This is a genomic window from Exiguobacterium sp. Leaf187, from assembly GCF_001423925.1.
GTDB lineage: Bacteria > Bacillota > Bacilli > Exiguobacteriales > Exiguobacteriaceae > Exiguobacterium_A > Exiguobacterium_A indicum.
On record NZ_LMPR01000009.1, the window covers coordinates 1,765,762 to 1,780,829 of the forward strand.

Genomic DNA, 15,068 nt, shown 5'->3' on the forward strand with positions numbered 1-15,068 from the left:
AAACAGAATCGGGGAACGGGAAATCTCCCTACAGTTCTACTGGACGTCCCCTCGAAACTCCCGTCAGTTCTACTTTTGTATTCTGTTCCTTTACTGAATAGCTACCAAAATCGTTGGTATACAACACTTTTCTTCCGTTCCGCACTCCCAGCAGTCTTAATGAACAGTCAGGAGTCACAGACAAGAATATTTCCGCAACTTGCTACGTCGAGTCCCAAAACAGGACAAATAAAAAAGACCTTTTCACTCGAAAAGCTCTACGACACGTTCTAGATATTCGACGTAAGACTGAATGACTAGCCGGTCATCTTCATCCGTGATGTTCTTGATACTTCGTTGGACACGTGATTGATCGACGTGAATGACATCTTGTACGACATCCTCTAATACTTGCTCGAAGACATCCTCTTCTGTCAGTAATTCTCCTTCGTAACAGTCTAGCGTCTCATCATATTGACGATAATAGTCCTTTCCTCCAAGCACTACCCGATGATACTTCCGCATTCTAATCTCCTCCTTCGGTATTGGAATCGCATCTTTTACATACACATAGAGCGTATTCATTCCTAGTCAATCCTCATCATGACTTCGATACGTCGTATAGTTCGTAGGCAATCGTTCTTCCATTACACAGCCATACCTCATAGACCAACCGATAGGTGATCGGGTCATAGCCCATTCCAGCCATCCATTCCTTTCCCTCTTCCTCGACATACACGAATGTATCGAACTGTATAGGATCAGGAAGCAAAGATAGATGTTCCGACGGAACAATAGACGGATCAATCTCTGAATGTTCGAACAGGTAAGACTCTATTCCGACCTCATCGACGGCTACTACTTTACCAAACAGTTGCTTGATCCGAACGACAAACCCAATTCTTTTATCCAAAGTACCCCTCCTTTCTCCAAATAAAAAAGAGCATTCACTCCCGATTGGAATGAATGCTCTTGGCAAAGTCATACAAGATAATAATATATATTTGAGAGTACAGTAAAAGACCCATCAAATGATGGGTCTTTATTATCAAGTATAAAAATCATAGGAAGATGATTTTTACACAAGAAGAAAGGAATTAGTTGTTAGAGATAGCGACTTTATCGCCAACTGAAAGTTTGTTACCAGCTTCATCAACGATATCGATAGTTGGAAGAGCTTTTAACGAGATACCTTTAGTCAACTGGTCAGCATTAACAACATTTGTCAAAGTGATAGTTGCAGACTTCTTAGTCGTAGGATCTAAAACAACAGCTTCATTTCCAGCTAATTTAGTAGTTTCAGAGTAAACGTCGAAATCTTTTTCTACGTCATTATTTACAACTTCACTGAAAGTAAGTGTAATTGTTTTGAGGTCTGCACCTAATTTTGCAGTTACAGTAGGAGCAACGTTTTCTTTCAATGTGATTGGAAGAGTTGCAGTGTTCATAGCAACAGAAGATCCAGCCGCTTTTACGTTCTGAACAGTTACGTTACGTGCTCCAGTGAATGTGTTTGAATCTGCTTTTAATTTCAAAGTAACTGCTTTAGTATTAGCAGAGTTTACTGTTGCTGATTCAACAATTGCACCACCTACGATGTAGTTCGCTGCGTTTGTTGCAGTAGCTGCATCAACGTTTTCAGTAAACGTTACAACGATTTCACTGTTGTTTGTAGATGATTGAACGATTGGAGTTGAAGAAGCAAGTGTTTGAACTGTCGTGTTAGCTGCGACACCGTCTTTTCCACGTGTAAATGATGAAGTTCCAGAAGTAACAGCCACGTTGAACTCACTAGTTACTCCAGTAAGCGAGAAGTTCAATGCATATTTTGCACCTTCTACATCAGTTGTAGTTCCGAGTAATGTATCTAATTTCACACGAAGAACTTTCTTGTTTTTCGCATCTTTATAATCGATAGCGATTGGACCAAGATCAGCTCCTGCGATTGAAGTTGTTACATAGTCTTTAACATAAGAACTATTTTCAACATCAATACGTGGAGTAGCTCCAAGATCAACATTTTTATCAAATGTCAATTCGAGGTATTCTGCTTTCTCCGTTGCATCAACAACTACAGCAGAAGAAACAATTTTAGGTGCAACAGTATCACTAACGAATTTAACTACACGGTTAGTCGCAGCTTGTACTTCGCCACTACCATCGACAGCTCCAGAGATTGTGACAACTTTGTCGCCAGTCAATACTGCACCAGCATCAACAGTAACTTTCTTAGCATCTTTAGAATCAATTGAAACGTTTGCTGCAGAAACAATTACGCCATCAAGTGATACTGCTGGCTTAGAAGAAAGTGCTTCAGAGAAAGTGATTTCAAAAGTTTTAGCGCCAGACTGAACTACAGAAGAAACAGTTGGAGCGACGCCATCTTTATCGCCTTTTTGGATTGATACTGTAGCTGGGTTTGGTGTTAACAAGTTACCTGCTTTATCCGCTGCACCGATAATTGTAGCGATGATTTCTTTACCAACTGGAACAGATGTGTTCGAGAGGTCAAGCTCAACAGCCATACCGCCATCAACTAGTACACCTTCGCCAGTGATACCAGAAACAACAGTACCGTCAGCAAGTTTGAATGTAGTTGAACCAGCGCTTGTCATAGGCTCAGAGAATTTTACTTTTACTTTTGTAGCAGTAACACGTTCAGTACCAACGATTGAAGGTGCGACAGTATCTTTTTCAATTGTTAAGATTTTACCGAACTTTTCTACAGATACGCCAGTAACAGTTTTTACTTTATCAACTTCTACATCGTAGCGTTTTTCTAGCAACTGAGTTGAAGTAACAACTAATGTCTTACCATCTTCACTCAATTTACCAGTTAATGTACCGTCTGTAACAGAGTCGATCGAGCGGAATTTAAGAACTCCAGTTGCTAATGTACCTGATACGCCATCAGCGAATACTGATTTAGCATCTACAGCTTTATTGAACGCAACTTCAAGTTGAGTAGCGTTAATCGCCTTAACTTCTTTAACCATTGGAGCTTCGATTACGAAGTCTTTAGCAGGTGAAACAACTTCACCGACTTTAACTGCGAATGCGTGAGTTCCAGCTGGAAGTACAGCTGATTTAGCAGTCAATTTGCCGTCTTTGAGTTCAGCAGCAACTTTGATTGGCTCTTTAGTCATGTCTTTGAATGCATAAACAAGAACTTCTGCTTTAGCATCTTTTGCTGGGTATTTAACGTCAGCAGAAACTGAAAGCATATCGTCTTTGATTTCGTTCATGACGTTTGTGATTTCAGCAGCTTTGACTTCATAAGCGATTGAACCCTTGATTGAAGAGTTTTTGCCCATGTAGTTGTAAGACAATTTCATCATGCCAGCTTTGTCTGTTTTTTCAGCCGTGAGGTTGAAAGATTTAGCAGAACGAGCGATGACTTTACCGTCTTTGTATTTCACGTCGATTGTTGAAGGAAGGTTGAGTTTCTCACCAACTGCGACAGGAGCGAGCTTTGGCTCAACAACGTCAACTGGGTAGTTGTTCAACTTCACTTTGATCGAAGCTTTTTTCGTAGTACCTGAAACAGTACCAGAGATCGTTTGGTATTTACCGATGTATTTTTTGTCGTAAGAGACTTTGCCCCATTTGACTGAACGGTTTTCGTATTTCTTGTTTGAAAGCAATACTTTAACCGTTTTTGGAAGTGACAATTTTTTCACTGCGAATGTGTAACCACCGTAGTGCGAGATTGAAGCTGGGTTTGTAACAGATTTAACTGTGACTTTCGTAGCAGCATCCGCCGTAAGGCCTGGTGCTACTGCTGAAGCTGTCACTGCAAGAGCAGCTGCTGCAGCGTATAATTTGTTCGATTTCTTCGTGCCCATGTGTAAAAATCCTCCCTTAATTAAACTACTAGTTGACTTGACGACTTGCCTCCAATAAAAGACAAAAGACAAACTTCAGGATCTCCTTCACCCAGCCTTTTCTCGTCCATACAATGGTAATTGAGTTGCTATTTCTACCAACAAAATTTCAATTGTATTTCAAATCCAAGTCAGATAAAGGAAGAAGTCTTACGTCCTGACGAAAATTGATAATTAGATAAAATAGGTAATATTAGTAACCTAATTTTTCCTTTTCTATCGAATCAGTATGTAATCGTCATTCCATATTCCTTATCGACACCTGATACTCCAATGTTTAACGATTTCTCGAAGAAAAATCGTTTTTCATGAATTTGCAGGTTAATCCCACTGTTTACCAGTTGTCTCGACCTACAAGAATAAATATACCGAAAGTGTTTCATTTCAACAACCCTAAATTTGTAACTAAAATGCAATCTAATGGTCTTATTAAAAATTTTTTACATGGTGTCTTATGGAAAATGATTTTCCGGTTACCCTACTGTTAAAAAACACCTTTTTTTCGACAAAAAGTGACACGTTTTCACGACTGGGTGTCGAATGATTTTTTTATCAAAAAAGCTAGACTAACTTCTCTGCTTTTAGTCCGATTTTAAAAAACGCGGAAATGATTCGAAAGTCACGCTCTGATTTTCGATACAAAAGAGATCAAAAAAAATTTTTTCAGATGTTTTTTGATCCTTTCATCGCTTTTCCCCTGATTGTCCCTACGCACAAATTGTGTCGAAATCGTGAAAACGCATTCCTCGTCTGTCAGGAATGCGTTCTTTCTATAGATGATTAGCGAGATGATTAGCGCGTCACGTATATCTGCTTCGTTGTTTTCCCGTATCGGTTCTCAGAAGAGATAGTGATCTCTGTGCCACGCTTTGCTTTTGGGATCGCAAACGTGAAGCGACCCGTTTGATTCGCTTTTTGAGTATACGTACGCTTGTCAATCGTTAATCGTACCGTGGCGTTCTTCTCTGTCGTCCCGCTAATCTGTCGCGCTCCGACCTTCACCGGATTGATCTGTAAGACTGGGAACAGGTGACTCGCTGTCATCCGGAAATGATAGTATCCGCTGTAGTACGTACTCTCAATCCGGAAGTAGTAGGTGCCTTTTGGAAGTTCAAGACTGTCCTTCCATCTCCCTGGTGTCTTTTCACTTCCGCTCAGACTTCGGTAATAGAGCGACTTGTTCATCGGGTCCGTCCATTCAATCGTCATAGACGGATCAATCATCGTTGTGACATCGAACGTTACCTGGCTCTTTTTCGGCAGCGTCACGCGATAGTAATCGTGATGATCCTGCCACGTCAGCAGACCACTGTAGCCTTGCGCAAACAATAGACGTGTTGCCTCGAGTACTCCGTCATTCGGTTCCTGTTCATTCGTCGTTACCGGTTGCATCGCTGCCTGGACCTGATAACGACCGGTTTGTGTACTCGTCCGTGACAAGGTCAGGAAGTAGGTCCCCGCTTCGACATAAACCGCTCGACGGAATTTTCCCGGCGACTTCTCTTCACTGACGAGATAGCTCGAGAAGACGTTCTCGTTTAAACTGTCCGTTAGACTAATCGTTGCGTTGCCGCGCAGGTATGTATCGATGGCTAGTGACAGTTTGCCGTTTTTTGGAACGTTCACTTGATAGATGTCTTTTTCATCTTGAGCAGACAGCATTCCACGAACCGCTTGCTGAAACGGTAAGACTTGCGCTTCTAGCGTACCGTTGTTCGGTTCCCGATCATCCGTCGTGATGGTTTCCGCTGTCGCACGAAGCGTGTAGGCTGCCGGTCGCTTACTTAAGATGTATTCCGATACGATCAGACGGTAGTTGCCTGGCTCCACGTATTCAGACAGAACAGCTTGCGCCGGTCTGACGCCGTCACTCGTTAAACTCTGATAGATAACTTGTTTACCACGCTCATCCTGTAAGGTCACGCGTGTATTTTCACCGAATCCACTGACGTCGACAGTCAGCTTACTTGCACGCGTCACGGTGAGATCATACTTCGCTGACTCGTTGGCTTTTAGTACACCGGATACCGGTTGATCCCATACGAGTGGACCGTCCGCTTCGACCGCACCACCTGACCAAATGATCAGTAGTAAGCTCAGCACACTCGCTCGCCAGATCATACGTATTCCGTTCATCGCTTTCACTCCTCGTTTTTAGATCATGCCTTCCTCAGTATACGAAACCACCTGATGGAAGAGGTTTGTTCTTTTCAGGAGGATGGGAACCGGTTCTTAAAAATCAGCGATAACAAAAAAAGAAAGCCACGCGGGCTTTCTTTTTAAAGTAGACCTGCTAGTGTTCGCCCGATCACAGCGTTCTTCTCCGACGCGTTGACTACCTTTCATTAGACCCTTTCTTATAAAGCTCACGGTAGAACATACATCGACTTTTCCAGTGCTTCGAGAAACGGACGCTCGGCAAAGGCATGGCTCCGTTCTGCCGTGACGACGATCGTCTCCTTCTCGCGCTTAAAACGAACCGGCAGTCCTTCCGCGATCCAGTCGATCTGCGCTTGCATCTTTTGGCGGATGCTGCCGCCCTTGCGTTCGGCTTCCATGAACTGACGTATGTACTGCAGGACATAGCCGAATCCGAACTCGATCGGAATTCGGAGTTCCGTTCCCCGTTGACGGATCCGGATCAGTCCCGCCCCGTAATGGACAGCCCGTTCCCACTCTTCGTTCTGTCGTTGATTCCATCCGGGATATAACACGTGTGCCTCGAGCGCTCCCTTTGGACCACTCGGTTGAACCGCGAAATAATCGATCTGCATGTCGCTTCGTCCTTTCGTCTAACAAAATAGGGATGACACCATGACTGGTCTCATCCCTAATGACAGGTCGCGCTTAACGTTTGTTCGAAAATTCTTTTCCCGGACGTCCGATCGCTTCATAGGCGACGCCTGCTGGGGCATCGACATACTGCCAACAGTTCCGTCCGTCAATCAAACGTGGCGTCTGCATGACGCGCGTCAACAGTTCCGGCGCCATCGTCTTCATCTCCGGCCACTCCGTCATGATGACGGCGACGTCCGCTCCGCGTAACGCTTCTTCAAGCGTCGGTTTCTGGTCAAGCAATGTCCGCGCCGCCGGATCATAGCCAACGACGACGACACCGAGTTGCTCGAGCCGTTCCGCGAGACGTAAGGCTGGTGCGTCCCGTAAGTCGTCCGTTCCCGGCTTAAAGGCAAGACCAAGCAGCGCGACACGCATTTCCCGCTCCGGTCTGATCTTCGCGAGGACGTAATCGAGCTGGGCTTCGTTCGTCCGGTCAGCTGCTTCGATGACGTGCAGTGTCGTCTCGTGCGTGCGCGCAAGCGTCGTCAATGCGGCGATGTCTTTCGGGAAACAGGACCCGCCGTAACCGGCACCTGCTCGCAAGAAGGCAGAACCGATCCGGGGATCAAGTCCGATCCCGTGAGCGACTTCCGTCACGTCGGCACCGACTGCGTCCGCAAGCCGGGCGATTTCATTAATGAAACTGATTTTGACAGCGAGGAAACTGTTCGCCGCATATTTCGTCAACTCCGCTGTCGTTGGATCAACGACGACGACCGGAGCTGTCGTTTGAAATAACTGCTCGACCGTTTTTGCAAAAGTAGCATCCGTCGTTCCGATGATCAAACGGCTCGGCTGACGGTTGTCCGCAAGGGCCGTTCCTTCACGCAAGAACTCTGGCACCATCGCAAAGCGTAACGTCGGGTGCTCGTCTTGCAAGCGTGCTGTCGTTCCCGGTGGCACCGTCGACTTGACGATGACACTGGCTCCCGGGCGCGTTTCTTCGATCAAACGTGCGACCGCTTCGACAGCCGATAGATCACAGCTACCGTCTGCCCGTTCCGGAGTCCCGACGGCGATCAAGTACAAGTCGGACGCCGGATAGTCCGTCGTGAACGTCAAGCGTTCGCGATTGAGGCGGAGCGCGTCTTCGATTCCTTCTTCGGTGATCGGTGCGACCCCTTGCGTTAACCGTTCCATCCGTTCTGCATTCAAGTCGACACACGTCACCTCATGCCCGTTTTCTGCGAGTCCGATCGCGGTGACGAGTCCGACATATCCTGTCCCAATCACTGTTGCTTGCATCTCCATCACGTCCTTGTCCATTTTTCTCTGTCTTCACTATACGGGAGGAAAGCCGATTTGTGCATCGAAAAAGCTTTCCGAATACGCTATACTGAGTACGGAATGGAGGAATGCATGTGGCGATCATCATTTTTAGCCTCATTTGTCTCTTCGCGTATCGGATCCGTAAGCTTCCAGAAGTCCTGCGGTCGATTTTACTCGTCCTTGGTTTAATCAGTGGATGGTTCGCGTTATTTGAGATCATTGGATATATCGAAGCCAATCCGTACTTGGCGGCCATCCCGATCGCACTCGGGCTCGGCTATTGGTACTGGAAACGTAAACAACGTTCCGTCAAAAAGACGCCTTCGGATCAGTGAAGGCGTCTTTTCCTCTTACATACGAAAGCGCACGAGGGAGATGCCCCTACGTGCGCTTTGCTTTTAGGATTGTTGTTTACGTTCCATCGACGCGATCTGTTCCTCGATATCGAGTAACTTTAATTCGTGTTCGAGCTCAAGGCGACGTTTCTTCCGTTTCAAGCGCGCGAGTTCCGCTTCCATCGAAGCTTTCGAGGCTTCCGGTGTTGCCGTCGTCTCACTCGATTGCATCGTCGCTTGGAGTGGATCAAAAACATTCGACTTCGCGAACTGGGCTGCTTCCGGTCCGAACATGTCTTGGATGATCGGGAGAATCTTGTTCAATGCCGTTCCCGGAATCTGTGATTTCTCATCGACTAACCGTTTCAACGCCAATTCATCGACACGATAGCCTTTGCCGTCCTGCTCCGCGTGCAATTCCCCTGTTCGAATCCAGCGCCGGACCGTCTCTTCCGATACCCGTAACAATTCACTGATCTGTTTTGTCGTCAACATCGAATCCCTCTTTCCTATGATTTGATACTACTATTATGCGCATATGTGTGCGTGTGTGTCAATCAACACACATCCCTCCATAAAAAAAAGAACGCCTCCGCGTAGGAGACGTTCCGTTTAAGCCTTATCGTTTTCGAACGAGCAACCATACTCCGACAACGGCACTCATGCCACCGACGACCGCGAACGGAAACGGCTTGTCTTCCCCTGCTTGCGGTAGATGTTCCACTGTAACGCTTGGGGTCGACGTCGTGTCCGCTTTTGCTGCGACCGGTACTGTCGATTTGACCGGACTAACGACTTTCGTCGGTGTTTCCTTGACCGGTTGAACAGGTGGCGCCAGTTCGACGGCAACCATTGTTCCGCCACCATCGCGTGTTAGATCAAGGACGGCGTCGACCGATTGACGCTTCAAGTGTTTCAAGAGGTGCGCCTGAGCATCCTTCGCCTCACTCATGTCCTCTTCAAACGCAATGTAATCGAGGTGATGCATCGCCTTAACCGTATAACCGGCAGGCGCTTTGACTTTTAAAATGTACGTGCCGACCGGGAAGCTGTCTCCGCCCGCAAAAGCGTGATCATCTCCTTCGTCTTCAATCGTCCATGCCGTTTCCCCCGTGACGGTATCCAGTAACGTGTACGTCATCGGGACGGTCTCTTCTTTTTCCTGCGGCTGTTGGTCCCCATTCGCATCGACGAAGTTTGTCAGTGTCAAGAAGTGCGACGGTTCCATCATCTCGTCCCCTTCCGTCATACCGGCATCGATGACCCGGACGTCCCCTGCTTGGATCGTTACGTTCGTCGTTCCGAACGTGTTGACATCTGAATCCTGATGCGGCTTCGTGAACGTATACAAGCCGATGTCATAGCCATCGACTTTTACTTGATACGTTCCTGGTGTCACCTGTTCGAATATGTAGTTCCCTTGTTCCGTGATCGCCATGTCCGTGACGTCGCCACGTGGCGTGATCAAGAAGACACTAACGTCATCAAGAAGGGCTTCCGTCTCTTGGCGAATCCCGTCTTCGTTCGCGTCATACCAGACCGTTCCCGTAATTTGCCCCTTCGTCGCCTTGACGTTCGTCGCCGGAGCCGGTTTTGTTTCTGTGACCGGCTTTTCCTTTGTCGGCGTCGTCGGTTTTGATTTACTTGGTGTGACCGGTTGTGTATCCGGTTTGACGTCTGGTTTAACTTCCGGTTCTGTGACCGGTTCTTCCGGTGTCGCAGGATCATCCGTTACCGGCTCCTCCGCGTCGACTTTCGGAAACTCAAGGAGGATCGATTGCTGTGTCGTTGGTTCCGTAACGACGATCCGTGGTGCCGTCTCTGCTGTGAACGTCACCGTCGGATGTGCAGTGATATCAATGCCGCTTCCCGTCAAACCGTCTGAGAACGCAAGCGCCGTCTCACTCGTCACATCAACGATGCCTTCTCCCGTGAAGGTCAACGTATACGGTCCTGTCCCGCTTGCTGTCACGTCCCATTTCGATTCAGCTTGGACCGGAGCGATACCCGTTCCACTCCACATCAGGAGTAACAAAAAGATGATGATTTTTTTCATGGTGTCTCATTCAGCTCCGTTTCTATAAGAAAAACATATCTAAATTTTAAACAACAACGTAAAATTAAACCAGATAATTTTGTTTGAACTGTCCTTTTTTTCAACTTTCCACCATTTTCCGTAAAGGTCGTGATTTTTCATGAAACGTATCCTTCCACTCCTCCTCGGTGTCAGTCTCCTGACCCCGTCCGCCGTCTCGGCTGCGACGACACCACTTCCGGTGACGAGTCAGACGTTACGCGGTACATATGATGCGTCCGGACGTGCCGTCTTCACCCTACCGTCAGCCCTCTATATTGAACGGGCAACGCATCTCGAATTCGATCTCGATCGCTCGAAAGGTTCTATCTATACCTCAAAGACGAATTACAGCAAAGGGACGACTTACAAACGGTATCGCCAATTGCAGGACGAAGCGTTGATCTTCCCGCTCAGCTGGTCCGGTACACAGTACGTCGTCTTCGAAGGGAAACCGGGAACCCGCTATCAAATTCCTTTTATCCTTCGTAAACTCCAGCCGCTCCTACCGATGAAACCAAGTGCGACGACGTCAAAGACCGCGAGTCTCCTCGTCAAGATGAAGCACGGCAGTCTGAAACAATCCGTCTCGACGTCGCTCCAGGCGACACGATCGTCGCTTCCGGGCCTGTCCCTCGAAGAATGGACGTTCAAGACGAATGCTGCCGCAGCGCAGGCAAAACGTTACTTAGAACGATCAGCTGCTGTTGACTACGTCGAGCATACACAGACCGTCCGGACGGCAAAGGATATGTATCGCCCGTACCAATGGTCGCTCCAGAACACAGGACAACGAAAAGGAAAAGTCGGGGCTGACATCCAGTACGCCGCTGCCTTAAAACGACTCGCCGGAAAAACGTTACAGCCGACACTTGTCGCCGTCGTTGATACCGGGATCAACTCGACCTATGCCGACTTCGCAGGACGCGTCCGAACCGATCTCGGGTACGACTTCATTCGCGGAAAGACTTCCGTCACCGATCCGGACGGTCACGGTTCTCATGTCGCCGGGATCATTGCTGCGAATGCCGATAATCTGTATGGCATTCAAGGGATCAATCCAGCGGCTTCCTTGATTCCGATTCGTGTCCTTGATGCAAACGGGCAAGGCTCCACGTCGGACGTCGCACGTGGTATTCTCCATGCGATCAAAAAAGGCGCCCGCGTCATTAACCTCAGTCTAGAAATGGATGAAAAATCACGCGCTATCGAGGATGCGATCGCGTATGCCGATCAGAAGAAGGTGCTCGTCGTCGCTGCTTCCGGTAATGACGGTGCGAAGACGATCAGCTATCCTGCACGCTATGCGCATGTTCTATCTGTCGGCGCGACGGACCGAAAAGATGTCCGCGCTTCGTTCTCGAATCGTGGAAAAGGACTCGATCTCGTCGCCCCAGGGGTTGAGATCCCAAGTTATATCGGTGACGGTGAACTCGCCTATTCGAGTGGGACTTCGATGGCAGCCCCTCACGTCGCAGCAGTCGCGAGTCTTTTGATGAGCTTGAAGCCGAGCTTGTCACCGAGTGCGACAGAGAAGCTTTTAAAATCGTCTGCCCGAGATCTCGGAACAAAAGGCTACGACACCTCATACGGCTACGGTCGCCTCGACGTAAACCGTGCCGTCTCGCTCGTCAAATAAACGATAAAGCGCCGATTCCTGTGACAGGAGTCGGCGCTTTATCGTTCATCGGATGATTTCGAGCGGAATCTCAATCCCGCGTCCTGCTCCGGCGTCAATGACAAGGACAGGCAGGCGATTTTCGTTGAAAACTTCATCTTCAACGGTTGTATCTGAAGTGTACGTGCGAATCTCACCCATTTTTTTAGCGGAAAACGACACGAATGGGAACGGAATCGATTGATTCGAGACCTCTAAGCGAATGTCGACTTGTTGATCGTCAAGACGAATGTCATTCGTCGTCTTGATCGTCAAACGCATCCGGTCCTTACTCGTCAAGGAAATCTGGGCGGAGATGTTCTCTGTCTGACCAGCCCGTTTGATCGGGTCGACGATGACCGATGGGGAAGCGGTCTCGACCTTTTCAGCACGCTGACAGCCAGGGATGATCAATAAGGAAATCGCGAGAGGAAGCAACCAGCGTTTCATCTGGTCGTCACTTAATTGCGAATGTCAATTCGGCAGTGCAGGCGACTTCCCCGTCTACCGTCGCTGTGGCACGACCTTTTCCGATAGGTCCACGTAACTTCGTCAATTCAACTTCGAGGCGCAATTGATCGCCTGGCACGACTTGACGTTTAAAGCGGCAGTTCTCGATGCCGGCAAAGAAAGCAAGCTTTCCTTGATTCGCTTCCATCTTGAGGACAGCGAAGGCACCGACTTGCGCGAGCGCCTCGACGATGAGAACGCCGGGCATGACGTTATAGTCAGGAAAGTGTCCGTTGAAGAATTCTTCGTTCGCAGACACGTTTTTCACTCCGACCGCGCGTTTGCCTTCTTCGACCTCTAAAATCCGATCGACGAGCAAAAAGGGATAACGGTGCGGAATGACTTCCTTGATTTGTTCGATTGTATACATATTAAACAGCTCCCATCACTGACAAATTAAGATTTCATCCAAAAATCGGTGATGCGGGTCCATGTGTCGAGCTTTAACACATCCATTGCCTCGCCACCACCAAACGTTGCATACCCTACCATTGCACCGACGACCAGTGCGACGATGACGAGAACGAGAACGATCAACAACCGGACGAGAATTGGGACACGTCGCGTCGTGTACTTCCGAAGACGTGGTGTTTTCTTTTCAGATGTTCCAGCGTCCTTGCCTTGTTGATGTCGCTTTGAACGTTCACGCGTTGGCTGTTCCGTACCTGCTTGGTCTTGTACCATTTTGATCACCTTTCATTGATTCAGTCTAAGCGTAGTATAGCACATTAGTACCAGGTAACAATATCAGGAATGACTTTGTTTTCTCCTGGTTCCTAGCTAGTGTAACACGAGCGATCGGTAAACATTTAAAAAAAGTTTTCTTTTTTTATATAAGGAAGTAAAAAATTCGCAACACATTATTTCCGTAAATCTCACATTTTTTTAAATCCAAATGCCATCCATCCGCGTAAGCCTTACAGATTCACAAGCAACACTTACAAGCACAGGATGACACGGGCCCGGTTTCATCCCTCTATTCAAGTTTAGATCAACGCTTCCAAACGTTTTTCATATTAAAAACCAAAGCAAGCGCTCCACTACCTTAAAATCGAGAGGATGGATTCAACATGAAACACACTAAAAAATTCGCAGCATCAGCAATGGCAGCAGCACTCGTACTTCCAGGAACAGCAGCATTCGCTTCTGGTGGCGCAGATGACATGAAACAAGAGGCACCAAAGAACGTCACGGTCAAAACAAAAGCTGCTGACCTTCGTGCCACACTCGATCAGTTACTTTCAGAGCACTTCGTCCTCGCTGTCATGGACATGAAAAAACAATATGACGGTTCAAAAGACGCAGAATATTACGAAGCAGCACTTAAACAAAATGCACTCGATATGACACCAGCCATCGCTTCAGTTTACGGCGATGAAGGCGCAAAACAATTCGAGAAAATCTTCGTTGATCACAATAAATACACAACAGACCTCGTCAAAGCTGTAAAAGCAGATGACCAAGACGGCATCAACGCTTCGAAGAAAGAAACAGAAGAGTTCGTACAAGATCTCTCAAGCTTCCTCGATACAGCAACGGAAGGTAAACTCCCGAAAGCAGCAGCTGAAGAAGTCCTCCGTGCGCACGAAGCAGATGTCTACAAGACATTCCAACAATATGCAGCTGGTGACTACGAAGGATCGTACAACACGTTCCGTGAAGGATACAGCCGCATGTACGATATCTCAAAAGCACTCTCAGTCGCTATCACAACACAAATGCCTGAGAAATTCGATAACACGAAAGCTGACTCAAAAGCAGCAGATCTTCGTTCAACACTTAACAGCCTTGCAGCTGAACACGTTGCACTTGCAAACCTCAGCATGACAGCTGGTGTGGATAAAGCGAAAGATTACGATGCAGCAAACTGGGCTGAAGATATGCACACTGCAGACTTCAAAGCAGCGATCAAATCAATCTACGGTCAAGCTGGTGCAGATCAGTTCGAACAAGTTTGGACGAAAAACCACATCGAAGCACAAGCAAACCTTGTCACAGCAGCAATCAATGACGACAAGAAATTGATGGGTGACGCACAAGAAATGCTCAAAATGTTCTCAAATGATTTCGGTGCATTCCTCGGTGCAGCAACAGAAGAAAACCTTCCAACAAAAGCAGCACAAGAAGCCGTATCAGGTCACGAGACTTACGTCCAAGATACGTTCATGCAGTATGTTGAAGGCGACTACAAAGGTTCTGTCGACACATTCCGTGAGTCTTACGCTTACATGTACGGCGTAGGTGAAAACCTCGGTGAAGCGATCGTTAAACAATCGCCAGAGAAATTCATGGATGGTACACCAGGCTCAATGCCAAACACTGGTAACGGTGGTATGAGCGACAACAACACAGCTGCAACAACAGGTGCAATCGCAGTATTCGGTCTCGCACTCGGAGCAGTTGGTCTTGTTCTCGCACGCAAACGTCAAAACGCTTAAGAAATTGGGTATACTCAATAACAGGATAGCCACATGCTATCCTGTTATTTTTTTACATAGAGGGAATCCCTTCTCTCGGAAAGG

General features: G+C 47.4%; 14 protein-coding genes. 3 read left to right on the forward strand and 11 right to left on the reverse strand.

All coding sequences use genetic code 11. The features are described 5' to 3' along the window. Window positions 1-243: 243 nt before the first annotated feature. The 6 genes from ASF99_RS13195 to ASF99_RS13220 form a co-directional block, all read right to left on the reverse strand. Window positions 244-504 (reverse strand): hypothetical protein, encoded by a 261-nt coding sequence (locus tag ASF99_RS13195; RefSeq protein ID WP_055969247.1) that lies wholly within the window; start codon window positions 502-504, stop codon window positions 244-246. Between the two features lie 76 nt (window positions 505-580). Then, a complete protein-coding gene (locus tag ASF99_RS13200) occupies window positions 581-892 on the reverse strand; it encodes a hypothetical protein (protein ID WP_055969250.1) in 312 nt (103 codons plus the stop codon). A 184-nt stretch (window positions 893-1,076) separates the two neighbouring features. Further along, window positions 1,077-3,824 carry an Ig-like domain-containing protein gene (locus ASF99_RS13205; protein ID WP_055969252.1) on the reverse strand — a complete coding sequence of 916 codons (2,748 nt, stop codon included), beginning with the start codon at window positions 3,822-3,824 and terminating at the stop codon, window positions 1,077-1,079. Window positions 3,825-4,655: 831 nt separating this feature from the next. Further along, window positions 4,656-5,999 (reverse strand): Ig-like domain-containing protein, encoded by a 1,344-nt coding sequence (locus ASF99_RS13210; RefSeq protein WP_055969255.1) that lies wholly within the window; start codon window positions 5,997-5,999, stop codon window positions 4,656-4,658. A 230-nt stretch (window positions 6,000-6,229) separates the two neighbouring features. Continuing rightward, complete coding sequence (locus ASF99_RS13215; RefSeq protein WP_055969257.1) at window positions 6,230-6,637, reverse strand: hypothetical protein; 408 nt, start codon at window positions 6,635-6,637, stop codon at window positions 6,230-6,232. A 73-nt stretch (window positions 6,638-6,710) separates the two neighbouring features. Next, window positions 6,711-7,946 (reverse strand): UDP-glucose dehydrogenase family protein, encoded by a 1,236-nt coding sequence (locus tag ASF99_RS13220; protein WP_055969261.1) that lies wholly within the window; start codon window positions 7,944-7,946, stop codon window positions 6,711-6,713. Window positions 7,947-8,056: 110 nt separating this feature from the next. Between ASF99_RS13220 and ASF99_RS13225 the strand changes: the two genes are divergently transcribed. Continuing rightward, window positions 8,057-8,305 (forward strand): hypothetical protein, encoded by a 249-nt coding sequence (locus ASF99_RS13225; protein WP_041255214.1) that lies wholly within the window; start codon window positions 8,057-8,059, stop codon window positions 8,303-8,305. A 63-nt stretch (window positions 8,306-8,368) separates the two neighbouring features. Here ASF99_RS13225 and ASF99_RS13230 read toward each other — a convergent pair whose 3' ends face one another. Then, window positions 8,369-8,821, reverse strand: coding sequence for a helix-turn-helix domain-containing protein (locus ASF99_RS13230; RefSeq protein WP_326937832.1), 453 nt, complete (start codon window positions 8,819-8,821; stop codon window positions 8,369-8,371). 103 nt (window positions 8,822-8,924) lie between these two features. Further along, entirely contained in the window at window positions 8,925-10,361 is a 1,437-nt protein-coding gene (locus ASF99_RS13235) for an SdrD B-like domain-containing protein (protein ID WP_055969265.1), read from the reverse strand. Window positions 10,362-10,500: 139 nt separating this feature from the next. Here ASF99_RS13235 and ASF99_RS13240 point away from each other — a divergent pair, with 139 nt between their 5' ends. After that, entirely contained in the window at window positions 10,501-12,018 is a 1,518-nt protein-coding gene (locus tag ASF99_RS13240; RefSeq protein ID WP_235515943.1) for a S8 family peptidase, read from the forward strand. Between the two features lie 45 nt (window positions 12,019-12,063). Here ASF99_RS13240 and ASF99_RS13245 read toward each other — a convergent pair whose 3' ends face one another. Genes ASF99_RS13245 through ASF99_RS13255 form a run of 3 tightly spaced genes read right to left on the reverse strand, consistent with a single transcriptional unit; the run spans window position 12,064 to window position 13,230 of the window. Then, window positions 12,064-12,486 (reverse strand): hypothetical protein, encoded by a 423-nt coding sequence (locus ASF99_RS13245; RefSeq protein WP_053454386.1) that lies wholly within the window; start codon window positions 12,484-12,486, stop codon window positions 12,064-12,066. A gap of 7 nt (window positions 12,487-12,493) precedes the next feature. Beyond that, entirely contained in the window at window positions 12,494-12,916 is a 423-nt protein-coding gene (gene fabZ, locus ASF99_RS13250; protein WP_023469477.1) for a 3-hydroxyacyl-ACP dehydratase FabZ, read from the reverse strand. 26 nt (window positions 12,917-12,942) lie between these two features. Further along, window positions 12,943-13,230 carry a DNA-directed RNA polymerase subunit beta gene (locus tag ASF99_RS13255; protein ID WP_023469478.1) on the reverse strand — a complete coding sequence of 96 codons (288 nt, stop codon included), beginning with the start codon at window positions 13,228-13,230 and terminating at the stop codon, window positions 12,943-12,945. Between the two features lie 386 nt (window positions 13,231-13,616). On the opposite strand from ASF99_RS13255, the gene ASF99_RS13260 reads away from it, so the two are divergent. Then, entirely contained in the window at window positions 13,617-14,984 is a 1,368-nt protein-coding gene (locus ASF99_RS13260; RefSeq protein WP_055969268.1) for a hypothetical protein, read from the forward strand. Window positions 14,985-15,068 lie beyond the last annotated feature (84 nt).